We start from the raw sequence: 22,560 nt of genomic DNA on the forward strand, positions 1-22,560 counted from the left end.
CCATTATCAGTGGCTGTCGACCCAGACGAACTTGAGGACGAACAGCAGGGCTACCACCAGCACGCAGGGGTTGATTTCGCGCCAGCGGCCGGTGCCTGCCTTCATCACACAGTAGGAGATAAAGCCCACGGCGATCCCTTCGGTGATGGAGAAGCTGAACGGCATCATCACCGCAGTCATAAAGGCCGGTACCGCTTCTGTCAGATCTTCCCACTTCACCCGGGTCAGCTCGGAGCACATCAGCACGCCCACATAGATAAGGGCGCCAGCGGCGGCATAGGCCGGCACCATGGCGGCGACCGGAGAGAAGAAGATCGCCAGCAGGAACAGCAGGCCGACCACGATGGCAGTCAGACCGGTACGGCCGCCGACGGCGACGCCGGAGCTGCTCTCGATAAAGGCGGTGACCGAGGAGGTGCCCATGAAGGCGCCGCCGACGGAGCTCACGCTATCCACCATCAGCGCCTGTTTCATGCGCGGGAAGTGGCCCTTGTCATCGGCCAGCTTGGCGCGGTTGGTGACGCCGATCAGGGTGCCGGAGGAGTCGAACAGGTTGACCAGCATAAAGGAGAAGATGATCCCGGCGAGGCTGATATCGAGCGAGCCCATCAGGTCCAGCTGGCCGAACACCGGTTCGATGCTGGGGGGCATGGAGACAAAGCCCTTGAAGGTGACATCGCCAAACAGCCAGCCCAGCGCCGTAGTGACCACGATGGCAATCAGCACGGCGGAGTGGACGCCGCGGGCGGAGAAGATGCAGATCAGGAAGAAGCCGAGCAGCCCCAGCAGGCAGGGCAGGGAGGTCAGGTTGCCCACGGTCACCATAGTCGCTGGGCTGGCCACGACGATCCCTGCGTTGTGCAGGCCGAGCAGGGCGATCAGCAGGCCGATACCGGCGGTGATGCCGACTCGCAGGGTGAGCGGGATGTTGCCGATCAGCCAATAACGCACCCGCAGCAGGGTGAGGATCAACAGACCCATGGCGCCCCAGAAGATGGTGCCCATGCCCACTTGCCAGGAGTAGCCCATACCTGCAACCACCACGAAGGCGAAGAAGGCATTGAGGCCCATGGCGGGGGCCAGCGCGATCGGCAGGTTGGCCAACAGGCCCATCAGGATGCTGCCAATACCGGCGATGAGGCAGGTGGTGACGAACACGGCCTGGGTGTCCATGCCCGCCGCAGAGAGGATCTGCGGGTTGACGAACACGATGTAGACCATGGTCAGGAAGGTGGTGATACCGGCGATCACTTCGGTGCGGGCGGTAGTGCCATGGCCTTGCAGGGCAAACAGGCGCTCAAGCAATCCTTGCCCGGCGGCCTGATTGGCAGCTTGGTGTTGTTGATTCATGTTGGATTCCAATAGGTGACGTGAAATAAGCAGCAGGGGAACGGGCTATCCCATCCATGCGGGGTAAATTGCCCTGTTTCTGGCGGTTAAGTAACCAGACTCGTCCTGATACCGTGACAGCGCGCACATTTTTACACAGGCGGCGCCGTTTACAAACCCCGGATCTGCGAAGCAGATCAATGAATAGGGTAAAAATTCAAACGTTTGCTTTTTGAGCATTAAAAAAGGTTCTCAGCAGAGAACCTTTTATCGAAAATTGGGGGCTTACAGGGTCTTGAAGTAGCGCTCGACCAGCTGGGCCAGCACCGAGTCGAGTCGGTCTTGTACCTCACCCAGTTCGCGGCCGAAGCGGCGCAGAAAGAGGCTGGCCTGTTCTTCGGTCAGCTTGCGCCCCTCGATAAAAAACTCCTGCTCCGGCAGTTGCTTGTCGTAGCGGGGGATCAGCACCCAGCTCACCAGCTCGGGCTCCACGGCGGCAAAAATCTTGGCGGCGGCGGCACAGAAGGTCTCTATGTGCTCCTTGCCATCCGGCCCGAGGCAACCCGGTTCAACCCGGATCTGGATGGTGAGTTTTTTCTCTATGGGGGTCGTCATCGTGCTACATCCATGCAAAGGCATCCGTCTAGGATTGTAAGTCAAAAGGCAAGAGAAAGGGGAGCCGAAGCTCCCCTCAACACGCAGTCAGCCTTATTTGGCGATGCGCTTGTACTTGGCGCGATGGGGCTGGATCGCCTCGGCGCCGTAGGTCTTCTTCTTCCACTCTTCGTATTCGGTAAAGTTACCTTCGAAGAACTCGATCTTGCCCTCATCCTGATAGTCCAGGATGTGAGTGGCGATACGGTCGAGGAACCAGCGGTCGTGGGAGATGACCATGGCACAACCCGGGAACTCCAGCAGGGCGTTCTCGAGGGCACGCAGGGTTTCGATATCCAGATCGTTGGTCGGTTCATCCAGCAGCAGCACGTTGCCGCCGGTCTGCAGCAGCTTGGCCAGATGCAGACGACCACGTTCACCACCGGAGAGTTCGCCAACCCGCTTCTGCTGGTCGGAACCTTTGAAGTTGAAGCGGCCGATATAGGCGCGGCTCGGGAACTCGTAGTTGCCGATGCGCAGGATATCCTGACCGTCAGCGACCTCTTCGAATACCGTCTTCTTGTCATCCATGCTGTCGCGGAACTGATCGACAGAGGCCAGTACCACGGTTTCACCCAGGGTGATGGCACCGGAATCCGGCTGCTCCTGACCCGACATCATGCGGAACAGGGTCGACTTACCGGCACCGTTCGGGCCGATGATGCCGACGATGGCACCCTTCGGAATGGCAAACGACAGATCATCGATCAGCACCCGATCACCGTAGGATTTGCGCAGGTTGGCCACTTCCACCACCTTGTCGCCGAGGCGCGGTCCGGGCGGAATGAACAGCTCGTTGGTCTCGTTGCGCTTCTGGTAGTCGTTGGTGTTGAGCTCTTCGAAGCGAGCCATACGGGCCTTGGACTTGGCCTGACGGCCTTTCGGGTTTTGACGAACCCACTCCAGCTCTTTCTCGATGGACTTGCGACGGGCCGCTTCGGAACTGGCTTCCTGCGCCAGACGGGCGTCCTTCTGCTCCAGCCAGGAGGAGTAGTTGCCTTCCCACGGGATACCTTCGCCGCGGTCCAGTTCCAGGATCCAGCCTGCCACGTTGTCGAGGAAGTAACGGTCGTGGGTGATGGCCACAACAGTGCCTTCGTAGTCGTGCAGGAAGCGCTCCAGCCAAGCAACGGATTCTGCATCCAGGTGGTTGGTTGGTTCGTCCAGCAGCAGCATGTCCGGCTTTTCCAGCAGCAGACGGCAGAGCGCCACACGGCGGCGCTCACCACCGGAGAGGTGCTTGATCTTGGCATCCCAGGCTGGCAGGCGCAGGGCATCGGCCGCACGCTCCAGCTGGTTTTCCATGTTGTGGCCGCCCTGGGCCTGGATGATGGCCTCCAGCTCGCCCTGTTCGCGGGCCAGCTTGTCAAAGTCGGCATCCGGGTCGGCGTAGGCCGCATAGACCTCGTCCAGACGGGCCATGGCGCGCTTCACCTCGCCAACGGCCTCTTCGACCGCTTCGCGTACGGTCTGCTCCGGCTCCAGCTTCGGCTCCTGCGGCAGGTAGCCAATCTTGATGCCGGGCTGCGGACGGGCTTCCCCTTCGATCTCGGTATCGATGCCCGCCATGATGCGCAGCAGGGTCGATTTACCGGCACCGTTCAGACCCAGCACGCCGATCTTGGCGCCCGGGAAGAAGCTCAAGGAGATGTTCTTGAGAATATGACGCTTGGGTGGCACTACCTTGCCGACCCGGTTCATGGTGTAAATAAATTGAGCCATTGGCTAATTCTCTTCCTTTTCAGCAGGTTAATGTCTTGGCATTAACAGACTGATGTCGTGGTGGGGCCAGGTCGACACAGGTCAACCGGGTTCCAAAAAACCCGTCGATTGTAAACCAACGGACGAGGGGGGGCAAAGGTGGCACCCGGCTATGTCCCCCCTTTGCCGCAGCGGTCACGCCTTGCTGCATCAGCCGTGCAATTTGGGCATGATGTGGGCTGTCGTTTTGTCCCGGAGCCGTCATGAACCCATCCTCTCAAGCCCCCTCACTGGCCGCCTTTCTCTGCACAATGGGATTGGACGCCGCGCTGAGTGAAGCCATCAGCCTGCGCTTGCCACGGCAGACGCTGCGTGCCGGTCAGGCACTGTTGGCGCAAGGGGCAGAGCAGGAAGCAGCCTTCTATATCGAAGCGGGCATTGCTCGCGCCTGCCACTACACCCGGGACGGACAGGAGCGCTGCAAGGAGTTCTACTTCGAAGGGGAGCTCTGCCTGCTCTATGACAGCTGGCTCACGGGGGCGCCCGCCCGCTACCAGCTGGAGGCGCTGACGGAGTTGCAGGTGGTGCGGGTTCCGATCGCCCTGCTGGAAGAGCCCGTTTGGCAGCCGGTCTGCATGGCCCTGTTGCGCCAGCAGCTCGGTTACAAGGAGCGCAAGGAGGCGTTTTTGCTGCTCCACTCCCCCGAGGAGCGTTATCGGGAGCTCTGCCACACCTTCCCCCACTGGCCTGCGCGTCTGACCCAAGTGCAGCTCGCCAACTACATCGGCATCAGCCCGGTCACCCTGTCACGGATCCGCAAACGCATTAACATGGGTTAATGCCGCTCTCCGGCCATCCTCTCAGACTGCGCCATCCAAACGAGGGATAAGGGGTGGATAATGTCGCTGTTTCTGTGGTCGCAACTGCTGGTGAGTCTGGCTTTGCTGCTCGATCTGTTGTCGTTTCAGTTGCGGGATCGCCGCAGGATCCTGGCCTGTCTGGCCCTCTCCTGTGCCCTCAATGCCGGTCACTTTGCCCTGCTCGGGCAGTGGTCGGCCGCCAGCCTGTTGCTGCTGGCCAGCATGCGCTTTCTGGTCAGCATCTGGCTGGTTCGCCGCATCTTGATGTGGTTTTTCATGGGGTTGGCCTGTGCGGCGGCGCTGGCGACCTATCAGGGCCTGCTCTCATGGATCGGGCTGCTGGCGAGCTTGCTGCAAACCCGGGCCGCGTTTTGCTCCGACGATCGCCTGTTGCGGCGCTGGATGCTGCTCGGCACCCTCTGCTGGCTGGGTAACAACTTGCTGGTGGGCTCACCGGTGGCCGTACTGATGGAGGGGCTGTTTCTGATCAGCAATCTGGTGGGTTACTACCGCCACTATGGCTTCGATTATTGGGGGCGTGGCCGCCACTGTGGCCGCAGAAAGAGGTGTGTGCCTCCTTCCGAGCGGGCGAGCTCCTGACCTCCCGCTCAGGGCTGCTTGTGGCCAGCGAAGTAGAGCACCCGTTTCACATACTCCTGCGTCTCGTCATAGGGTGGGATCCCGCCATAGCGCTCCACCGCTTTTTCCCCGGCATTGTAGGCTGCCGAGATCAGTACCCAGTCGCCATCGAAACGGCGATCCAGCCATTTGAGATAACTGACGCCACCCTTGATGTTCTGGGCTGGATCGAATGGCCGGGTTACCCCGAACCGTTGCTGGGTTTCGGGGATCAGCTGCATTAGCCCCTGAGCATTCTTGGGTGAAACGGCGCGGCTGTTGAGATTGGATTCGGCGATGGCAATCGCCAGTACCAGCCGGGCATCCACCTTATGGTGTTTGGCGGCGTGACGCAGCATGGTGACCAGCTTCTGTTTGCCCGGTGACTGGCGTGCCAGATATGCCTCGACATTGAACGGTGTGCTGGGCAAGGCGGAATAACTCCCTTGTCCGCCGCGCATGCCGACACCGCACTGATCGCCCATGGGGGCATTGCCGACCCGCGGGTTGTAGTAGCGGCTGGCCTGCTGGTTGCCAAGGCGCATTGCCATGGCGAGATAACTGTTGGCCAGCTTGGCGCTGCGCACCGAGGCAGGGCCGGTGGCGAGCAGGCGGCCAATCCGGAAATATCCTTCGGGATTGCCGGTGCTGGCGGCGACACAGTAAAGGGCGATGGCCTTTTGCAGATTGCCGTGTTGCTGGGCCACTTGACCCTGCTTGATCGCCGTCAGCGCCTTGGGGGCCTGTCTGAAATCCCTGCCTTGTGCCATCGCCCGCGGCGTACCTGCCAGTAACAACGACAAAAAAAGCAGCAAAAACAGTCCGTTTTCGCTGATGTTCCTCATGGGTTATCTCCTGTTTGAGTACAGAAGATATAGAGGAACATGGCTGCTATCGCCACGAACCCAGTGGATCCTGTTGTTATAGCGTGGAGATTTCAGAGAGCAAAACGGTATGGAACTAACGGCATCTCGACAGTTTCACACCATCTTTCATCCGGTTAAAAGTCGTGGTGATACTCCTGCTCATCCAGCACGGCGGGAGGAAGCGCGCGATAGAAGCTGCCAATTTCGCTGACAACCCAGAGCGAAAGCAGGGCCAGCAGGCTGAGCAGGGGAAGCAGAGAGTGGCTCTGGGTCAGGGCATAGGCCGCGATGGCGGCGCCAATCAGGAGAAGGGTTCGGATCATGAGGTGGCTCCTTGTCGTCATGGGGGTGTTGCGTGGCCACGGACAGAGCGCCTGGGGTCGGGAGTGTCTCCCGGGTGGCTCGAAGCGAAGTGATTATATCGCGTCATGCCGCTGCCGGTCCGTGGTGTCATCACACTTTCCATAGTCATGGGGTTCGTATCGAGTTGGGCCCCGCCAGATGCGGGGCCTGTTGTTGTGTAACGGTTAGAAGAAACCGCCGTTGTTATCGTCACTGTCGGTCCAGCCGCCACTCTGGCTATCGTCATCGAGAAAACTGCTGCCAATATCGGGAGGTGAATCCCAGCCGTCCCAGCGAACCGGTTCCGCATCGACCGGATTGGCAATGGCCGCCGGTTCAATGATATCGATGATCTCCTCGGGCCGATTGTTGTGAAACAGTCCGCCGATCATATCGGCCAGCATGACTCCGCCGGCAACTCCTGCTGCGGTTTGCAGGGCGCCGCCCAAAAAGGAGCTGGTACGGGATGCTGGCTGGGCAGGAGCGGATGCCGGTGGCGGCGTAAAGCGCGGGGGCGGGCTGCTTTCGCTACCAAACAGGCCGGAGAGAAAACTGCCGCCACTTGGGGCGCTCTGGCTGGCTTCCAGCTCCTTGACCCGCTCGTTGAGGCGAGTAAGGGCAGCCTGCTGGATCAGCAGCGCCTGGGCCATGTAGTAGGGGGCATCGGGCTGCTCTGCCAGATGCTGGCGGATCAGCTGATCCGCTTGTTGGTCTCGCTTGCTATCCCTGGCTTGCGCTTGCTTGAGGCGGTCGAACAGTCCATCGATCAGACCCTGTTCCTGTGATTGCATCTCAAATCCTCGCTATGGTGCGCAGACAGTGCGTTCAGCCATCCTAAAACTCGCGGGGCATCAGTGGTATCTGATTAACTCATCAATGACCGGAAGGCTGATTCATCTGTTCGCTCATGGTGTCGATGAAGTGGCGGATCGCTGCTGATTGCCCGTCATCTGGCGGGATATAAAGCACGCAGAGATCGGCGGGGATCGCCTGTTCGAGGCGGATGAAGCGGACGTGGGGCCACTTCTGGCGGGCGTAGCTGGCAGGCACCAACGCTACCTGTTGGCTGGTGGCCACCACCGCCATCAGAGTGTTGGGTTCAACCACTTCCTGATTGAGGTGGGGGTAGAAACCCTCTACCAGGCAGGCGTTGATGATGAGATCGGTAGAGGAGGAGTTGGCGCGGCTCATCAGCACGAACTGCTCCCCGGCAAGTTCAGGCAAGGAGACCAGTTTGCGATCTCGCAGCGGATGCTCGTCCGATACCACCAGCACCATGGATTCACGATAGACAGTCTCGGCCAGCAGTGGGTGGATGTTGACGGTATCGGCGAAGCGGGCGAGGCCGAGATCTATCTCATTATTGGCCAGAGCCTGCTTCTGCCGCTCCGGGGAGAGCTCGGTGAAGGTGATTTCGAACACGGGGTAGCGCTGGTGGCACTGGCGGATCACCTCGCCAAAGCCGGCCCAGAAGATGGAGCTGACCAGCCCGATGCGGATCTGGTTGCGCTCCATGCGTCCCGCCTGAACTACCCGGTTAAGGCCACTTTCCAGCACGTCAAACAGCAAAGTGCACTCGGCTTGCAGCAGACGGCCGGTGGCTGTGAGGCTCACCTGGCGGGTATGGCGCTCGAACAGTGTCAGCCCCAGCAGGGATTCGAGTTCCTTTATCTGGGCGCTGAGCGGTGACTTGGAGACATTGAGCTGCTGGGCTGCCCGGCTGAAGTGACCATGACTAGCCACTGCATGGAAGTAGCGCAGCATCTTGAGGGTGACGCGATCGCGCCAGTGACTGTCTAGGGCCAAGTGACCTCCTTCGATTGCTGATAGAGAACCGGGGGCGATCCCCGTCAAAGTTTTCACTGTCCGTGCAGATAGCAGCAGGGCCGCTGCGCGGCGGATGGTCGATCTGGTTCACACCTTTGCCGGGCCGTTTTGACCCTGCCGAATCGGGTTGGCGATAAAACGGGCCCAATCAGCACTACTGATGTCTGTTCCTGCCGTTTGCAGCCATTCCCTTGAGGGTTATTGTGCTGAAAATCGGGATAGTAAGGCCGATTTTAGCGATTTTTATCGCTCAATACCTCTCCTAGAGTGAGCGTCATGTCTCATTCACAGCCTCAAGAGGTACAGCTCATGCAACAAGATCCGGTACTCAACGCCGTCGCCACCATTCTCGCCTGCAAGCCAGGTTTCGCTCCCCGCGCCGCCATGATCCTGGGCTCTGGCCTCGGCGTACTGGCCGATGCACTGCAGGAGAAGGTCACCATCCCCTATGAGGAGCTGGATGGTTTCCCGGTAAGCACGGTAGCGGGCCACAGCGGTGAGCTGGTGCTCGGCAAGCTGCACGGGGTGGACGTGATCTGCATGAAGGGGCGCGGTCACTACTACGAACACGAAACCATGAAGGTGATGACCACCCCGGTGCGCACCTTCAAGCGTCTGGGCTGCGAGCTGCTGCTGGTGACCAATGCGGCCGGCTCTTTGCGCCCGGAGCGGATCGGAGTCGGCTCTCTGGTCATCTTCAACGATCACATTAACACCATGCCGGGCACTCCCATGACAGGGGCCAATGACGAGGCCTATGGCCCGCGTTTCTTCAGTCTGGCCAATGCCTATGACAAGGCGCTGCGCAGCGAGGCGTTGGCGTTGGCCGAGCGGGAGGGGATCGCCGTCAATCAGGGAGTGTTCGTCTCCTACAGCGGCCCCTGTTTCGAGACCGCGGCCGAGATCCGCATGATGCAGGTCATCGGTGGCGACGTGGTGGGGATGTCGGTGGTGCCAGAAGTGGTCAGCGCTGCCCACTGTGCCCTGCCGGTACTGGCCATCTGCGCCATTACCAACATGGCGGAGGGGCTTGGCGACGTGCAGCTCTCCCACGAGCAGACTCTCAAGTGCGCCAAGCTGGCGGAAACGGACTTCATCCGCCTCATCAACGTCTTTATCAAGCACCACTTCCAGTAAGCAGGGAACGACCAGGAGGTCAGTTATGTTTGCAGCAGGATTTCTCGGTATGGCGGTGCTGATCCTCATCGCCGTGCTCGCATCGACCAACCGCAGGGCCATTCGCCTGCGCACAGTGGGGTTGGCGCTGGCCTTACAGGTCGCCATCGGTGCCTTGGTACTCTATGTGCCATTGGGGCGCCGGGCGCTGGAGGGGATGGCTCACGGGGTTGATGCCGTGTTGGCGAGTGGCAAGGCAGGCATCCACTTCCTGTTTGGCAACCTGGTCAACTTCTCGGTGGACGGCATCGGCTTCGTGTTTGCCCTCAATGTGCTGCCGCTGGTGGTGTTCTTCTCGGCGCTGATCGCCGTGCTCTACTACCTCGGCATCATGCAGGTGGTGATCCGCTTCATCGGCGGCGCCATGGCCCGTCTGCTAGGCACCTCCCAGACCGAATCCATGTCTGCGGTGGCCAACGTCTTCGTCGGCCAGAGCGAGGCGCCGCTGGTAGTCAAACCCTACATGCCCAAGATGAGCGATTCGGAGTTCTTCGCCGTCATGTGTGGTGGCATGGCTTCGGTCTCCGGCACCGTGCTGGCGGGTTACGCCATGATGGGGGTCGACATGCAGTACCTGTTGGCCGCCTCCTTCATGGCTGCGCCTGGCGGTATCCTGTTCGCCAAGCTGATCATCCCCGAAACCAGCCAGCCGGACTATGTGTTCGACAACAGCATCCAGTTTGACGGCAAGAAGCCGGAGAACGTTCTGGCGGCGGCAGGTGAGGGTGCCAGCAGCGGCCTCAAGCTGGCGGCGGCTATCGGCGCCATGCTGATCGCCATGATCGGGCTGGTGACCTTGGTCAACACCTTGTTGGGTGGGGTGGGGGAGATGGTGGGCATGCCGCTCTCTCTCGAACTCATTCTGGGCTGGATCTTCTCGCCGCTTGCCTTCCTACTCGGGGTACCGCTGGCGGACATCGGCATCGCCGGCGCCATGATCGGCAAGAAGTTGGTGGTAAACGAGTTCGTGGCCTATAGCGACCTATCTCCCTACCTGAAGGATGCCAGCACTGTAGCTGCGGCCGGTCTGCAGGTGCTGGAGGAGAAGTCCAAGGTGATTATCAGCTTCGCTCTGTGCGGCTTTGCTAACCTGGCTTCCATGGGGATCCTGATCGGCGGCCTCGGCACCCTCTGCCCTTCCCGCACCGACTTTATTGCCCGCTATGGCCTGCGTACCGTGCTGGCTGCCACCAGTTCCAACCTGATGAGCGCCGCCATCGCCGGGATTTTCTTCTCTCTGGCCTGAGCGTCCCATCCCTTGTCCAGGGGCGCCGCGGTGCCCCTTCCTCATCCCAACAGGAGCCTTCCATGATTCCAGATACTGTTTTTGAACCTGTCTGTACCTCCACCGAGGCTGCCATCCGGGCCATCCGCTTGATGGATCTCACCAGCCTCAACGACGATGACCACGATGCGCGCATCATCGCGCTTTGCCATCAGGCGCAGACCCCCATCGGCAACACCGCCGCCGTCTGTATCTATCCGCGTTTCGTGGGGCTGGCCAAACTCACCCTGGCGGCGCAGGGTGCTCCCGAGGTCAGGGTTGCCACCGTGGTCAACTTTCCGCACGGTGACGATGACCCGGCAACTGTGCTGGCTGAAACCCGTACAGCCCTCACAGATGGTGCCGACGAGATCGATCTGGTGATCCCCTGGCGTGCGCTCAAGGCGGGGGACGATATGCCCGCCCGGGCGTTGGTGCGCGGCTGCAAGGCGTTGTGCGGAACTCGGCGGCTCAAGGTGATCATCGAATCCGGTGAGCTGCAGGATCCCGCGCTTATCCGCGCCGCCTCTCTGCTCGCCATCGAGGAGGGGGCCGACTTCATCAAGACTTCCACCGGCAAGGTGCCGGTCAATGCCACCCCAGCGGCGTGCCACATCATGCTGGCGGCCATCGCCGAGTGCGGTGCGCAGAACCAGGTCGGTTTCAAGGCTGCAGGCGGGGTGAAAAGTGTGCAGGACGTTGCGGAGTATCTGGCCATGGCGGCAGCACACTTTGGCAATGAGTGGCTGGTTGCCGAACATTTTCGCTTTGGTGCTTCCAGCCTGCTCGGCCAGTTGCTGGCCACTGTTGAGGGCAAGACGCCGGTTGCTGCCGACGGCAGTTATTGAGTTATTCCAATCCAGTGCGGCGCCCGGCGGGGCGCCCCTTTGCACAGGTGCATGCCATGTCCCATCCCCGTTTTCATTTCGTGCAGGCTCACGGCAAGGTGTTGTTGTTCACCCTGCTCATCAGTCTCTCCTTTCCCATCGGTAGCGCCCTCACCGCGGTGCTGGACCCTCTGGTGGTCACCTGGGCGCGCTACTTGCTGGCGGCGCTTACCTTCGTGACTATGCTGGCTTGCCAACGTCGTCTGGTGCTGCCTTCGCTGCAGGATCTTGGGCGTTATACCCTCATCTCGCTGCCGGCCCTCTGCTACTTCGTCGCCATGTTTGTGGCGCTGCAGGAGACCAGCGCCCTCGATGCCAGCGCGCTCTACACCACGGTTCCCCTCATCAGCGCGCTGGCCAGCATGCTTATATTACAACGCCGCATCGGTTGGTCGATGGCGTTTGCATTGCTGGGGGGAATGGTGGCGGCTGCTCTCATCATCTTTCGCGGTGAGCTGAGCCAGCTGGCGAGTCTGAGTCTCACCCCCAGCAATCGCATCTATCTGCTTGGCTGTGTGGGGATGGCCCTCAATCCCATAGTGGTGAAGCGCTATTACCGGGGGGAGTCGTTTGCCCATCTCACCTGCTGGACTCTGATCTGCGCCACCCTGTTGCTCACTCTGGTGGCAGCGCCGCGGCTGCTGGCGACCGACTGGCAGCAGGTGTCACTGACGCTCTGGCTTGGTCTTGCCTATTTGGCGTTGTTTGCCACGGCGCTCAGCTTCTTTTTGTTTCAGCAGGGGAGTGTGGTGCTGCAGCCGGAGCAGGTCTCGGCCTACACCTATCTGATCCCGGTACTGGTGCTGTTGACCGGCATGTTGAGCGGGGAGGAGGTAATCTGGCGGCAGGTGGGCTGGGGTGTGCTCGGCGTGCTGCTTACCATGGCGGTCATGGTACTGGTGCCTGTTCGGCAGGCACGTCGCTCCTGAAGCAGGTCAGCGGGCGGGCCGGTAGTAGTCGAGATACCAGCGGACAAACTCGGCAACACCTTGCTTGAGGGGCGTAGCGGGGCGCAGGCCGGTGAGGGTGTGCAGCGGCTCGCTGTCGGCCCAGGTGGCGTGCATGTCACCTGCCTGCATCGGCAGCATCCGCTTGATGGCAGGTTTGCCTATGGCCTTTTCCAGCTCCTCGATAAAGTCGAGCAGCCGTACTGGCTGGCCGTTGCCGATATTGAGGATGCGATAAGGGGCGGCGCTCTCGGCCGCGCTCTGCTCGCTGGCGTGCCAATCGGAATTTTGGCGGGGCGGCTGGTCGGCCACGGCGAGGATCCCAGCGACTATGTCATCTATGTAGGTGAAGTCGCGGCTGAGATCGCCGTTGTTATAGACGTCGATAGGCTCTCCCGCGAGGATGGCGCGAGTGAACTTGATGATGGCCATGTCGGGGCGGCCCCAGGGGCCGTAGACGGTAAAGAAGCGCAGCCCTGTGGTGGGCAGGCCATAGAGCGCCGAGTAAGCGTGGGCCATCAGCTCGCCACTCTTCTTGGTGGCGGCGTAGAGGGAGACCGGGTGATCCACCTGCTGCGCGGTGGAGTAGGGCATCTGATCCCCCATGCCATAGACCGAGCTGGAGGAGGCGTAGATGAGGTGCTGAATCCCGTGGTGACGACACCCCTCCAGCACCGTCAGCATGCCGGTGAGGTTACTGTCGGCATAGGCGAACGGATTGTCGATGGAGTAACGCACCCCCGCCTGCGCCCCCAGATGGATCACCCGCTCGAAGCGATGGCGGGCAAACAGGGTCGCCATGGCTTCGCGATCCGCCAGATCCCGCCGCTCGAAGTGAAAATGGGGGAAACTGGCCAGCTGGGCCAGCCGCGCCTCTTTCAGACTCACCTCGTAGTAGTCGTTGAGGTTGTCGATCCCCACCACCCGATGACCTGCGGCGCACAGTTGGCTGGCCACGTGAAAGCCGATAAAGCCGGCGACGCCGGTGACCAGATAGATCATGGTTTAGTCTCCGGGTTGCAACTGGTGTTGGCAGGCGGCTTTTTGGCGGGAAGATGTGGTCGCCCGATGGCGTGATAGTCAAACCCGAGTTCGCTGAGCTTGCGCGGCTCATAGAGGTTGCGGCCATCAATGATGACGGGCTGGTTGAGCAGGGCCTTCAACTGCTGGAAATCGGGGGCACGAAACGCCTGCCATTCGGTACAGATCAGCAGGGCGTCGGCCCCTTCCAGTGCCGCTTCCTGAGTCGGGCAGAGCAGCAGATCCGGCCGCTGGCCGTAGATCTGGCGGGCGCGCTCCATCGCCTTGGGATCAAAGGCCTGCACCCGGCCACCGGCAGCCCAGATGGCGGCCAGCAGCGGGCGGCTCGGCGCATCGCGCATGTCGTCGGTGCCGGGTTTGAACGCCAGCCCCCACAGGGCGAAGGTGCGGCCGCGCAGATCCGGCCCGAAGCGGGTCAGCAGGGTTTGCGCCATCTTCTGTTGCTGGCGCTGGTTGACCTGCTCGACCGCCGCTAAAAGCGGGGCGTCGCAGCCGACACTCGCCGCGGTATGGCGCAACGACTTGATATCCTTGGGGAAGCAGGAGCCGCCGTAGCCGCAGCCCGGGTAGATAAAGTGGTAACCGATGCGGGGATCGGCTCCCATCCCCTGGCGCACCGCCTCGATATCGGCCCCCAGCTGCTCGGCGAGGGCCGCCATCTCGTTCATAAAGGAGATCTTGGTGGCCAGCATGGCGTTAGCGGCGTACTTGGTGAGCTCGGCGCTGCGCAGATCCATCACCACGATCCGGTCGTGATTGCGGTTGAAGGGGGCGTAGAGCGCGCGCAACTGCTCAAGCGCCCGCTCGCTGTCACAGCCGATGATGATGCGATCCGGCCGCATGCAGTCGTTGACCGCCGCCCCCTCCTTGAGAAACTCGGGATTGGCCGCCACTTCGCAGGCGAGGGTCAGCCCACGTTCGGCCAACTGTAGCTCAATATGTTCCCTTACTTGCTGCGCCGTGCCGACCGGTACTGTGCTCTTGGTCACCACCAGCTTGGGGCGGCTCATCAGTCGGCCTATGGTGTCGGCCACCGCCAGCACATGTTGCAGGTCGGCCGAGCCATCCTCGTCAGCTGGGGTGCCTACGGCGATCAGCAGCAGGTCGGCGTGTGCCACGCCAATGGCGGGATCGACCGTGAAGCTCAGGCGGCCGCTGGCCAGATGGCTCTCGACCAGCGTGGCCAGCCCCGGCTCGTAGAAGGGGATCTGCCCCTGCCTGAGGGCGGCGATCCGTTCATCATCCACATCCACGCAGCAGACCTGATGGCCCACCTCGGCCAGAACGGCGGCCTGCACCAGCCCGACATAGCCTGTGCCAAAAATGGTGACCTTCATTAAAAGTGCCTCGTGCTGTGAATGGGGGGATGGCGCGCTTAAACCGCGGCATGCTGCATCTTGGTGCAGCGAGTGTCAATGCCAGATGACAGGCACCAGAATGGGGCGTTCAGCCTGCCTGTTGTGATCCTTTTCACAAAAAATAGACTGGACCCCATAACGAAGCCCTGTGGACAGGGCTCGCAGCCCGCCCGCAACGGCAGGCGACAGACACTCTCTCTTTACTTCGCTTGGATACAGGTTATGGACAACACCTCGATTCGCACTGCTCATCCTATTTATGAGGATGTGCTGGCCCTGCTGACGGCGGCCGGCTTTGTTTCCCTCGGCATCTTTCTGTTTCATCAGGTTGGTCTGCTCACTGGCGGCACCGCCGGGTTGGCCCTGCTGCTGCAAAAAGTGACCGACATCAGCTTCGGCCTGCTGTTTTTCGGCATCAACCTGCCCTTCTATGCGCTGGCATGGCTGCGGATGGGGCCACGTTTTACCTTCAACACCTTTGTCTCGGTGGCGGCGGTCTCCTACATGACCGATCACCTCAACGGGGTGCTGCAGATCGGCAAGATAGAGCCTCTCTATGCGGCGCTGATCGGCGGTACCCTGATTGGTATGGGGCTGCTCATCATGTTTCGCCACAAGTCGAGTCTGGGGGGCTTCAACATTCTGGCGCTCTTTATTCAGGATCGCTTTGGTATCCGGGCGGGCAAGCTGCAGATGGGGCTCGATTGCGCCATTGTTGTCGCCTCGTTTTTCGTGGTGCAGCCCTGGATCCTGGCGCTCTCCATCGTGGCGGCGGTTATCTGTAATCTGGTGTTGACACTCAACCACAAGCCGGGCCGTTACCAGATTGCCTGACAAGCGGCAGCCGTGGCTCGATATTGCAAGAGTGACCCGATAGCACGAGGCGGCCTGATGGCCGCCTCGTCTGTTTCTACCCTGGGGTTTGTTCGCTGCGCCTAGCTCGCCTGCTCCAGCCTGCTGTCGCCGCTCATGGCGTTGCCACTGATGGCGCTGCCGCTGATAGCGTGACCACCGACGGCGAGCGGGGTGTGGCAGGCCACCTGATGATGGGCCTCATCACACGCCTCAAGCCTTGGCGCCTTGCTTTTGCACAGATCGGTCGCATGGGGACAGCGCTGGTGGAAGTGGCAGCCGCTTGGCGGCGAGATGGGGGAGGGCACATCGCCGGTCAGCAGAATGCGCTGGCTGCGCCTGCGCGGGTCCGGTACCGGAATGGCAGAGATCAGCGCCTGGGTGTAAGGGTGGCGCGGCGCCAGATAGAGCGACTGGGCATCCGCCAGTTCGACGATCCGTCCCAGATACATCACCGCGATGCGATCCGAGATGTGTTTGACCACCGACAGATCGTGGGCGATGAAGATGATAGAGAGGTTCATCTCCCGCTGCAGGCTGAGCAGCAGGTTGACGATCTGCGACTGCACCGAGACATCAAGGGCCGAGACTGCCTCGTCGCACACCAGCAGCTTGGGCTTGAGAGCGATGGCGCGGGCGATGCCGATCCGCTGGCGCTGACCGCCGGAAAACTCGTGGGGGTAGCGATCCACCGCACTTCCCGGCAGGCCCACTTTTGCCAGCAGCTCTTGCACCCAGCCGCGGCGCTGCTCAGTGTTGCCTTTACCGTGGATGATAAAGGGCTCCTCCAGGATCTGGCCCACGGTGTGGCGGCTGTTGAGGGATTCTGCAGGATCCTGAAATACCATCTGCATCTCTTGGCGCAGGGAGCGCATCTCCTTCGGGCTGAGGTCGGTGATATCGCGCCCCTCGAAGGTGATGGTGCCCGCGGTCGGCTCGAACAGTTTGAGCAGGCTGCGCCCGAGGGTGGACTTGCCGCAGCCCGATTCCCCCACCAGCCCCAGCGTTTCTCCCTGTTTCAGGTCGAAGCTGATGCCATCCACCGCGTGAACCGTATATTGCTTGCGCAGGAACCCGCCTCCCAGCCGGAAGTGCTGTTTCAGATCCCTGACCGATAACAGAGTGCTCATGAGGTCAACTCCTTCCAGTAGTGACAGGCGACATGATGGCGCGGATTGAGTTGCTCCACCGCCGGAATGGCGCTGATGCAGAGATCGGTCGCATGGGGGCAGCGGTTGGAGAAGCGGCAGCCAGCGGGCATCTCGTGCAGGGCTGGCACCTGTCCCTTGATGGTCTTGAGCAGGCTCTTGGGCTCATCCTCGAGACGCGGGATCGAGCTCATCAAGCCGTGGGTATAGGGGTGACGGGGATGGTCAAACAGCTCGAACACATCGGCCTGCTCTACTGCCCGCCCGGCATACATCACCACCACTTCGTCGCATAGCTCAGCTACTACCCCCAGATCATGGGTGATAAAGATGATGGCCATCCCGGTCTGGGCCTGCAGCTCTTTCATCAGTTCGAGGATCTGGGCCTGAATGGTGACATCCAGCGCCGTGGTCGGCTCGTCGCAGATAAGCAGGTCTGGCTCGCAGGAGAGCGCCATGGCGATCATCACCCGCTGGCGCATACCGCCGGAGAGGTTGTGGGGATAGACAGCAAAGCGCTGGGCCGGTTCCGGGATACCCACCTTCTGCAGCATGGCGATGGCCGCGGCTTTGCGCTGTGCCTTGTCATACTCGGGGCGATGGAGACGAAACACCTCCATCAGCTGCTCCCCCACCGTCTGCACCGGGTTGAGGGCCGTCATCGGCTCCTGAAAGATCATCGAGATGCGGTTGCCGCGCACCTTGTACATCTGATCCGGCGCAAGTGACAGCAGCTCCTCCCCCTGAAAGCGGATGGAGCCGGCGACCACCTGACCGTGGGGTTTGGGCAAGAGCCCCATGATGGCGAGCGAGGTAACGCTCTTGCCACAGCCAGACTCGCCGACGATCCCAAGGGTCTGACCCGGGGCCACCTTGAAGCTGACCCCGTCGAGTACCTTGATCTTGCCGTCATCGACGGCGAACTCCACCTCAGATCACGTACTTCGAGGATTGGGGCTGGGTGCTGGGCGTTATCAGCGGCGAACTCCCCCCCGTTATCCGGTATGTCAAGAATGGGGGCCTGGGTGTTGGGCATAACTGCTGCTCCCTTCGCAATGGCCTGAATATCAATGACGTGCATAGGTCTTGTCGAGCAGGTTGATGGGCGCCAGCGCCTCCCCTGCCTCCTTGGCGTTGCGGGTCTCTTCCTTCACCTTGGGATCGAGCCAGAGCAGACCACCACTACTGTGAGGATAACCATCCATCGGCCAGTAGAGCAGATCCGGCGTGTTCTTGGTGGCAGGTACGTCCGGCAGCATCACATAACGCCAGCTGCTGGCCCGCACATAGTTGAGCTGCACCCCGGGCACGAAGATGGCGAGATCATAGATGCGCTGCTGGATCTGGCGGGAGATCTCGGCCCGTTTGGCCATGTCGAATTCGACGTTGTAGGCGTCGATCAGTGCGTCCAGCTCCTTGTCCGCTACGTTGAACAGGTTGTTGGTCTGCGGTTTGTTGGCATTGGCGGAGTGGAACGACTCCCAATATTGTGGATAGAGACCGCCGCCGCCCCAGCCGAGCCAGGCCGCCTCGTGTTTCTTCTCCAGCATCACCTTGAAGCCGGTGGCGCCATCCACTAGGTTAAGCTCCAGATCGAGACCCGCTTTCTTGGCCTCCTCTTTCAACACGGTCAGGCGCTTGGAGTGCTCCTGACTGGTGTAGGTGAGTGCCAGCGTCAGCCGCTCCCCCTTCTCATTTTGCAGGATGCCGTCCGGCCCCGGCTTGTTGTAGCCGCCCTTGGCAAAGTACTCCCGCGCCTTGCCGATGTCATAAGCCCGCTCCGGCAGCGTCATGTCGGTGAACTCGCCAAAACCCGAGCCGAAGGTGGTGGCTCTGTCATAGTCGCCGCGCAGCACGGTCTCTATCATCTTGTCGATGTTGAAGGCGTGCTGGATGCCGAGGCGCACGTTTACGTCTGCCAGTTTGGGGTTGGCCACATTGAGGTGAACTCCCTGACCGCCCTGTTTGGTGTCGGTCATGGCCATCACCTTCTGCACGTAGCCTTTTTTGTACTCCGGGGTGACCGCTTTTTCATGCCACCAGTTGGGCAGGATCATCTCGAAGGTATCGATCTCCCCTTTCAGGAAGTGGCGGAAGGCGATGTTGTGGTCGCGGATCACCTGCACCTTGATGGTGTCGATGTTGAATCTGTGCTGGTTATAGCGATCGTCTTTTGCCCACCAATCCTTCTGCTTGCTAAAGGTAACCGACTTGCCCTTCTTGACGTCGCTGATCACGTAGGGACCTGTGGTGGGCACCACGGCCCAGTTGTACTGCTTCACCCAGTTGGGGGTCAGCTTGTAGTAGTGCTTGGGCTGGGGCCACAGCTCGGTGGTGTTGAGCAGGTCCATCTTGGCCTTGCGGTTGCCCGCTTTGACCATAATGGTGTGATCATCGATCTTCTCTACCGCTACCACTTCAGTGGTGTAGTAGTTGTTGAACCAGGGCCCCTTGATGTGTTTGGAGCGCATCATCTCGTAGCCGAAGGTGTAGTCGTCAGCATTGACTGGCTTGCCATCCGACCATTTGGCTCGCGGATCCAGCTTGAAGTAGACGGTCTGGCTGTCTGGCGCGATGGCCCAGTGGGTAGCCAGCGAGGGGATGGGGTTGCCGGTATTGGGGTGGAAGCTGATGAGCCGTAGTTGGTTATCGAGAATAAAGGAGCGGAACGATCCGTTGGAGTCAGGCCCTACGGTGCGGAACGTCAGCGGAAAGCTCTCCACAAACATATTGAGGTTGCCACCCGGCAGCGCCTTGGGGGAGGCGAACACAGGATCCGTGTCATTGGTCTCCCATTTGAGATCCGCGGGCAGGCTGGCCGCCCAGACCCAGGATCCGTTTACCAGCACAAAGAGAGCACCTATCCATTTGATTTTATTTTTCATGTTTGACTTCCAGGTCCGGCCCCTGCACTGGGGGTCTTGATTGATAACGGGATTATCCCTTGCTCCCGGGACCGCCGATGGCGGCGGCCCGTCCTTCATTAATCACTGTTCGTTATCCGGCGCCTGCTGATGCGCTGGCATCGGCTGGCTTATTGGTAACGGGTAAATTTACGCGGATCGAACGCCTCGCGGATCGCCTCGCCGATAAAGGAGACCATGATCAGCACCAGACTCACCGCGGCCACCACCGAGCTGACGATCCAGATGGCATCCAGATTGTTGATGCCCTGGGAGAGCAGCTCCCCCCAGCTCGGGGTCGGCGGTGCCAGCCCGAAGCCCAGATAGTCGAGTGCCGTCAGGGTGGAGATATTGCCCACCACGGCGAACGGCGCCAGGGTGACGATCATCATCAGGGTGTTGGGCAGGATGTGGTTGAAGATGATCCGCCCGGTGGTCGCCCCTTGCGCCCGCGCCGCCATCACATAGTCCCGCGCCCGCTCCTTGTAGGTGAGGGTGCGCATATACCAGGTGATCCCCATCCAGCCGAACAGCACGTTGATGGCGACAAACAGGCCGAAGTTGGGCTTGGCCAGCGACACCAGGATCATGATGACGTAGAGAAACGGCACCTGGGACCAGATCTCGATAAAGCGTTGCAGGATGAGATCAAAGCGGCCGCCGAGAAAGCCCATCAGGCAGCCGATGGTGACCCCGATGGCGTAACTGGCCGCCAGCGCGATAAAGGCAAAGCCGATGGCGATGCGAAAGCCGTAAACCAGTCGCGCCAGCACGTCTCGGCCGCTGGTGTCGGTACCGAGGAAGTGGCGCTCGGCTGCGCTGGGGGCGTAAGGCGGGTAGGCATCCTCCTTGAAATCCTGCTCGTAGGGGTTCCAGGGTACCGGCGGCAGCAGTACCCAGTCGCCCTGGCCCTCTGCGGCAAACTTGGCCTTGAGCTGGCGGTAGTTGGTTTCGTACTCGTAATCGAGCCCGAACTGCTGACCGGGGATCACATCGCCATAGGTGGGGAAGTGCAGCTGGCCCTGATAGCTCACCATCAGTGCCCGGCTGTTGACCAGCAGCTCCGCCAGCAGGGAGAGCAGCACCAGGGTGGTGAAGATGATGAAGGAGTAGTAACCGCGCTTGATCGACTTGAAGCGCTTGAGTTTTTTCAAGGTAACCGGATTGAGCTTCATGGTCAGTCTCCAAACCGCACGCGGGGATCAACAGAAGGTGCAACGCAGATATCGGAGACGATATGGCGTGATATCAGCATCGGCATGGCAATAGAGGTCTGCTTCATGGTCAGTCTCCAAATCGCACGCGGGGATCAACGAGGGCAACACAGATATCGGAGACGATATTGCCAATCAGCATCAGCATGGAGGTGATGGCCAGAATGCCCATGACGGTGGGGTAATCCCGCTCGACGATCGCCTCGTAACCGAGCAGGCCGATGCCGTCGATGTTGAAGATGGTCTCGATGAGGAAGGAGCCGCCAAAGAAAACGGTGAGCACAGACCCCAGGTGACTGGCGATGGGGATCAGGCTGTTGCGCATGGCGTGGTCGGTGACAGCCTTGCGAAATGGCAGTCCCTTGGCCACGGCGGTACGCACATAATCGGCCGACAAGTTCTCCATCAGGCTGTTTTTCATGGTCATGGTGAGGATGGCGAAATCGCCGATGGCGTAGGCGATAAGCGGCAGCAGGGCGTGGGCAAAGACCGTGCGGATCTGATCCCAGCTGCTCTCCATGTACTCAAAGTCATCCCCCGGAAAACCGCCCATCGGCAGCCACTCCAGATGGAAGGCGAAGACGGTGATGAGGAAGATCCCCACCACGTAGGCTGGCAGGGCATAGGCCATGTAGATAAGCATGGAGCTCAACGAGTCGAAGCGGCTGTTGTGCCTGAGCGCCTTCGCCACACCTAGCGGAATGGAGACCGCATAGCTCAGCAGAAAGGTCGCCAGTCCGAAGAAGGCGGTGACCGGGAGCCGATCCTTGATGAGATCCCACACCGGTTCGTAGTAGCGGGTCGATTCGCCCAGATCCAGCACCGCCAGCTTCTGCAGCCACTCCCAGTAGGCGACCAGCATGGGCTTGTCGAGGCCATAGAAGGCCTTGAGCTCCTCGATCTGCTCATCGGAGAGGGCCTGCGCCCCCTTGCTGCCGCTGGAGCGGCCAGATTCATTCTGGGAAACCTGGGCTTGCAGCAGCATGCGCTCGACCGGTCCGCCCGGCACGAAACGGGTGATGGTGAAGACGAGCAGGGTGATACCGAGAAACGTCGGAATGATCAAAAGCATCCGGCGTAGGAAATACGACAGCATGGTGGAACCTCGTCCTTGTTGTTCTTTTTTGCGGCCAGTCAAATCCGGTGACGGGCCTGTCCTTCCTGGCATTACGCGCTGGATTGGTTGCCAAACAGCAGACAATCCGCTTGGCCACTGTAAAAGCTCTGCAACAAAAATCAAGTACAAGGAAATGGAAAACTGGGACAAATGACCCGCTGAGACCAAAAGCACCGAAAAATGACGTTTTTTATCTGAAAAGTGAAAATCAAAACAAAACGCTACTGCTCAACATTATTTTAAAAAATATAAGCAGCTGTTTATTTGAGTTTTTTGTGTTTTTAAGTTGTTGATTAATAGCGTTTTTGTTTGAGCGGTGAAATTGAAGGAAAACGATATCATCTCAACGATCTTATCTGTTATCCCCATGAGAACCGTCAGGTGAAACCCTCATGAAGTTAGTGTTTTATTCTTATTAAGGCCGATAAATCAAAATAAGATATAAACGGACAGCAC

General features: G+C 60.3%; 20 protein-coding genes and 1 pseudogene. 7 read left to right on the plus strand and 14 right to left on the minus strand.

Annotated features, from left to right (window positions below; translation table 11 throughout):
- Positions 1 to 6: 6 nt before the first annotated feature.
- From ACTG2U_RS17175 to ettA, 3 genes are all read right to left on the minus strand, one after another.
- Positions 7 to 1,350, minus strand: a complete 1,344-nt coding sequence (locus tag ACTG2U_RS17175; RefSeq protein WP_101531589.1) for an NCS2 family permease — start codon at positions 1,348 to 1,350, stop codon at positions 7 to 9.
- A gap of 264 nt (positions 1,351 to 1,614) precedes the next feature.
- The gene (locus ACTG2U_RS17180) at positions 1,615 to 1,944 is read right to left on the minus strand and encodes a hypothetical protein (RefSeq protein WP_005343410.1); all 330 of its coding nucleotides are present in this window, start codon (positions 1,942 to 1,944) and stop codon (positions 1,615 to 1,617) included.
- A 93-nt stretch (positions 1,945 to 2,037) separates the two neighbouring features.
- Positions 2,038 to 3,705 carry an energy-dependent translational throttle protein EttA gene (ettA, locus tag ACTG2U_RS17185; protein WP_005338959.1) on the minus strand — a complete coding sequence of 556 codons (1,668 nt, stop codon included), beginning with the start codon at positions 3,703 to 3,705 and terminating at the stop codon, positions 2,038 to 2,040.
- Positions 3,706 to 3,947: 242 nt separating this feature from the next.
- Here ettA and ACTG2U_RS17190 point away from each other — a divergent pair, with 242 nt between their 5' ends.
- Together ACTG2U_RS17190 and ACTG2U_RS17195 are read left to right on the plus strand one after the other, a co-directional pair.
- Positions 3,948 to 4,523 carry a Crp/Fnr family transcriptional regulator gene (locus ACTG2U_RS17190; protein ID WP_439974828.1) on the plus strand — a complete coding sequence of 192 codons (576 nt, stop codon included), beginning with the start codon at positions 3,948 to 3,950 and terminating at the stop codon, positions 4,521 to 4,523.
- A gap of 57 nt (positions 4,524 to 4,580) precedes the next feature.
- A complete protein-coding gene (locus ACTG2U_RS17195) occupies positions 4,581 to 5,144 on the plus strand; it encodes a YgjV family protein (protein ID WP_439975132.1) in 564 nt (187 codons plus the stop codon).
- Positions 5,145 to 5,152: 8 nt separating this feature from the next.
- On the opposite strand, the gene ACTG2U_RS17200 is transcribed toward ACTG2U_RS17195, so the two are convergent.
- The 4 genes from ACTG2U_RS17200 to ACTG2U_RS17215 form a co-directional block, all read right to left on the minus strand.
- Entirely contained in the window at positions 5,153 to 6,007 is an 855-nt protein-coding gene (locus ACTG2U_RS17200; RefSeq protein ID WP_439974829.1) for a lytic transglycosylase domain-containing protein, read from the minus strand.
- Between the two features lie 155 nt (positions 6,008 to 6,162).
- Complete coding sequence (locus ACTG2U_RS17205) at positions 6,163 to 6,351, minus strand: hypothetical protein (RefSeq protein WP_139461199.1); 189 nt, start codon at positions 6,349 to 6,351, stop codon at positions 6,163 to 6,165.
- A 204-nt stretch (positions 6,352 to 6,555) separates the two neighbouring features.
- On the minus strand, positions 6,556 to 7,161 hold the full coding sequence (locus ACTG2U_RS17210) for a DUF2076 domain-containing protein (protein ID WP_439974830.1): 606 nt from the start codon (positions 7,159 to 7,161) through the stop codon (positions 6,556 to 6,558).
- An 82-nt stretch (positions 7,162 to 7,243) separates the two neighbouring features.
- Positions 7,244 to 8,176 (minus strand): LysR family transcriptional regulator, encoded by a 933-nt coding sequence (locus ACTG2U_RS17215; protein WP_047438191.1) that lies wholly within the window; start codon positions 8,174 to 8,176, stop codon positions 7,244 to 7,246.
- Between the two features lie 330 nt (positions 8,177 to 8,506).
- Between ACTG2U_RS17215 and xapA the strand changes: the two genes are divergently transcribed.
- The 4 genes from xapA to ACTG2U_RS17235 all read left to right on the plus strand — a co-directional run bounded on the left by xapA (position 8,507) and on the right by ACTG2U_RS17235 (position 12,453).
- Positions 8,507 to 9,334 carry a xanthosine phosphorylase gene (gene xapA / locus ACTG2U_RS17220; protein WP_144714220.1) on the plus strand — a complete coding sequence of 276 codons (828 nt, stop codon included), beginning with the start codon at positions 8,507 to 8,509 and terminating at the stop codon, positions 9,332 to 9,334.
- 25 nt (positions 9,335 to 9,359) lie between these two features.
- Positions 9,360 to 10,619, plus strand: coding sequence for a NupC/NupG family nucleoside CNT transporter (locus tag ACTG2U_RS17225; RefSeq protein WP_047438187.1), 1,260 nt, complete (start codon positions 9,360 to 9,362; stop codon positions 10,617 to 10,619).
- 62 nt (positions 10,620 to 10,681) lie between these two features.
- Complete coding sequence (gene deoC, locus ACTG2U_RS17230) at positions 10,682 to 11,485, plus strand: deoxyribose-phosphate aldolase (protein ID WP_439974831.1); 804 nt, start codon at positions 10,682 to 10,684, stop codon at positions 11,483 to 11,485.
- 56 nt (positions 11,486 to 11,541) lie between these two features.
- Entirely contained in the window at positions 11,542 to 12,453 is a 912-nt protein-coding gene (locus ACTG2U_RS17235) for a DMT family transporter (RefSeq protein WP_439974832.1), read from the plus strand.
- A 6-nt stretch (positions 12,454 to 12,459) separates the two neighbouring features.
- Here the strand turns inward: ACTG2U_RS17235 and ACTG2U_RS17240 are convergent, their stop codons facing one another.
- Positions 12,460 to 13,473: an NAD-dependent epimerase gene (locus tag ACTG2U_RS17240; protein ID WP_429012719.1), complete on the minus strand. Its 1,014-nt coding sequence runs from the start codon at positions 13,471 to 13,473 to the stop codon at positions 12,460 to 12,462.
- Entirely contained in the window at positions 13,470 to 14,849 is a 1,380-nt protein-coding gene (locus ACTG2U_RS17245; protein WP_429012721.1) for a UDP-glucose dehydrogenase family protein, read from the minus strand. Before ACTG2U_RS17245 ends, ACTG2U_RS17240 begins: the two co-directional genes overlap by 4 nt.
- A 243-nt stretch (positions 14,850 to 15,092) precedes the next feature.
- Between ACTG2U_RS17245 and ACTG2U_RS17250 the strand changes: the two genes are divergently transcribed.
- Positions 15,093 to 15,704 carry a YitT family protein gene (locus ACTG2U_RS17250; protein ID WP_439974833.1) on the plus strand — a complete coding sequence of 204 codons (612 nt, stop codon included), beginning with the start codon at positions 15,093 to 15,095 and terminating at the stop codon, positions 15,702 to 15,704.
- Between the two features lie 101 nt (positions 15,705 to 15,805).
- Here the strand turns inward: ACTG2U_RS17250 and ACTG2U_RS17255 are convergent, their stop codons facing one another.
- From ACTG2U_RS17255 to ACTG2U_RS17275, 5 genes and pseudogenes are all read right to left on the minus strand, one after another.
- Positions 15,806 to 16,852, minus strand: a complete 1,047-nt coding sequence (locus ACTG2U_RS17255; protein WP_439974834.1) for an ABC transporter ATP-binding protein — start codon at positions 16,850 to 16,852, stop codon at positions 15,806 to 15,808.
- A pseudogene (locus ACTG2U_RS17260) lies at positions 16,849 to 17,906 on the minus strand (ABC transporter ATP-binding protein). The gene ACTG2U_RS17255 and the pseudogene ACTG2U_RS17260 overlap by 4 nt, the downstream one beginning before the upstream one ends.
- Positions 17,907 to 17,937: 31 nt before the next feature.
- Positions 17,938 to 19,755: an extracellular solute-binding protein gene (locus tag ACTG2U_RS17265; RefSeq protein WP_439974835.1), complete on the minus strand. Its 1,818-nt coding sequence runs from the start codon at positions 19,753 to 19,755 to the stop codon at positions 17,938 to 17,940.
- A 149-nt stretch (positions 19,756 to 19,904) separates the two neighbouring features.
- A complete protein-coding gene (locus ACTG2U_RS17270) occupies positions 19,905 to 20,948 on the minus strand; it encodes an ABC transporter permease (protein WP_013724081.1) in 1,044 nt (347 codons plus the stop codon).
- A 109-nt stretch (positions 20,949 to 21,057) separates the two neighbouring features.
- Positions 21,058 to 22,083 carry an ABC transporter permease subunit gene (locus tag ACTG2U_RS17275; protein WP_005349436.1) on the minus strand — a complete coding sequence of 342 codons (1,026 nt, stop codon included), beginning with the start codon at positions 22,081 to 22,083 and terminating at the stop codon, positions 21,058 to 21,060.
- Positions 22,084 to 22,560 lie beyond the last annotated feature (477 nt).

This window comes from Aeromonas sp. 95A, from assembly GCF_051919235.1.
Taxonomy (GTDB): Bacteria; Pseudomonadota; Gammaproteobacteria; order Enterobacterales; family Aeromonadaceae; genus Aeromonas; species Aeromonas veronii.

Bases quoted from the DNA above. Each gene is read 5' to 3' on its own strand.
- ACTG2U_RS17175 (WP_101531589.1), bottom strand. From the start codon at position 1,350: ATGAATCAACAACACCAAGCTGCCAATCAGGCCGCCGGGCAAGGATTG.
- ACTG2U_RS17180 (WP_005343410.1), bottom strand. From the start codon at position 1,944: ATGACGACCCCCATAGAGAAAAAACTCACCATCCAGATCCGGGTTGAA.
- ettA (WP_005338959.1), bottom strand. From the start codon at position 3,705: ATGGCTCAATTTATTTACACCATGAACCGGGTCGGCAAGGTAGTGCCA.
- ACTG2U_RS17190 (WP_439974828.1), top strand. From the start codon at position 3,948: ATGAACCCATCCTCTCAAGCCCCCTCACTGGCCGCCTTTCTCTGCACA.
- ACTG2U_RS17200 (WP_439974829.1), bottom strand. From the start codon at position 6,007: ATGAGGAACATCAGCGAAAACGGACTGTTTTTGCTGCTTTTTTTGTCG.
- ACTG2U_RS17205 (WP_139461199.1), bottom strand. From the start codon at position 6,351: ATGATCCGAACCCTTCTCCTGATTGGCGCCGCCATCGCGGCCTATGCC.
- ACTG2U_RS17210 (WP_439974830.1), bottom strand. From the start codon at position 7,161: ATGCAATCACAGGAACAGGGTCTGATCGATGGACTGTTCGACCGCCTC.
- xapA (WP_144714220.1), top strand. From the start codon at position 8,507: ATGCAACAAGATCCGGTACTCAACGCCGTCGCCACCATTCTCGCCTGC.
- ACTG2U_RS17225 (WP_047438187.1), top strand. From the start codon at position 9,360: ATGTTTGCAGCAGGATTTCTCGGTATGGCGGTGCTGATCCTCATCGCC.
- deoC (WP_439974831.1), top strand. From the start codon at position 10,682: ATGATTCCAGATACTGTTTTTGAACCTGTCTGTACCTCCACCGAGGCT.
- ACTG2U_RS17235 (WP_439974832.1), top strand. From the start codon at position 11,542: ATGTCCCATCCCCGTTTTCATTTCGTGCAGGCTCACGGCAAGGTGTTG.
- ACTG2U_RS17240 (WP_429012719.1), bottom strand. From the start codon at position 13,473: ATGATCTATCTGGTCACCGGCGTCGCCGGCTTTATCGGCTTTCACGTG.
- ACTG2U_RS17245 (WP_429012721.1), bottom strand. From the start codon at position 14,849: ATGAAGGTCACCATTTTTGGCACAGGCTATGTCGGGCTGGTGCAGGCC.
- ACTG2U_RS17250 (WP_439974833.1), top strand. From the start codon at position 15,093: ATGGACAACACCTCGATTCGCACTGCTCATCCTATTTATGAGGATGTG.
- ACTG2U_RS17255 (WP_439974834.1), bottom strand. From the start codon at position 16,852: ATGAGCACTCTGTTATCGGTCAGGGATCTGAAACAGCACTTCCGGCTG.
- ACTG2U_RS17265 (WP_439974835.1), bottom strand. From the start codon at position 19,755: ATGAAAAATAAAATCAAATGGATAGGTGCTCTCTTTGTGCTGGTAAAC.
- ACTG2U_RS17270 (WP_013724081.1), bottom strand. From the start codon at position 20,948: ATGAAGCTCAATCCGGTTACCTTGAAAAAACTCAAGCGCTTCAAGTCG.
- ACTG2U_RS17275 (WP_005349436.1), bottom strand. From the start codon at position 22,083: ATGCTGTCGTATTTCCTACGCCGGATGCTTTTGATCATTCCGACGTTT.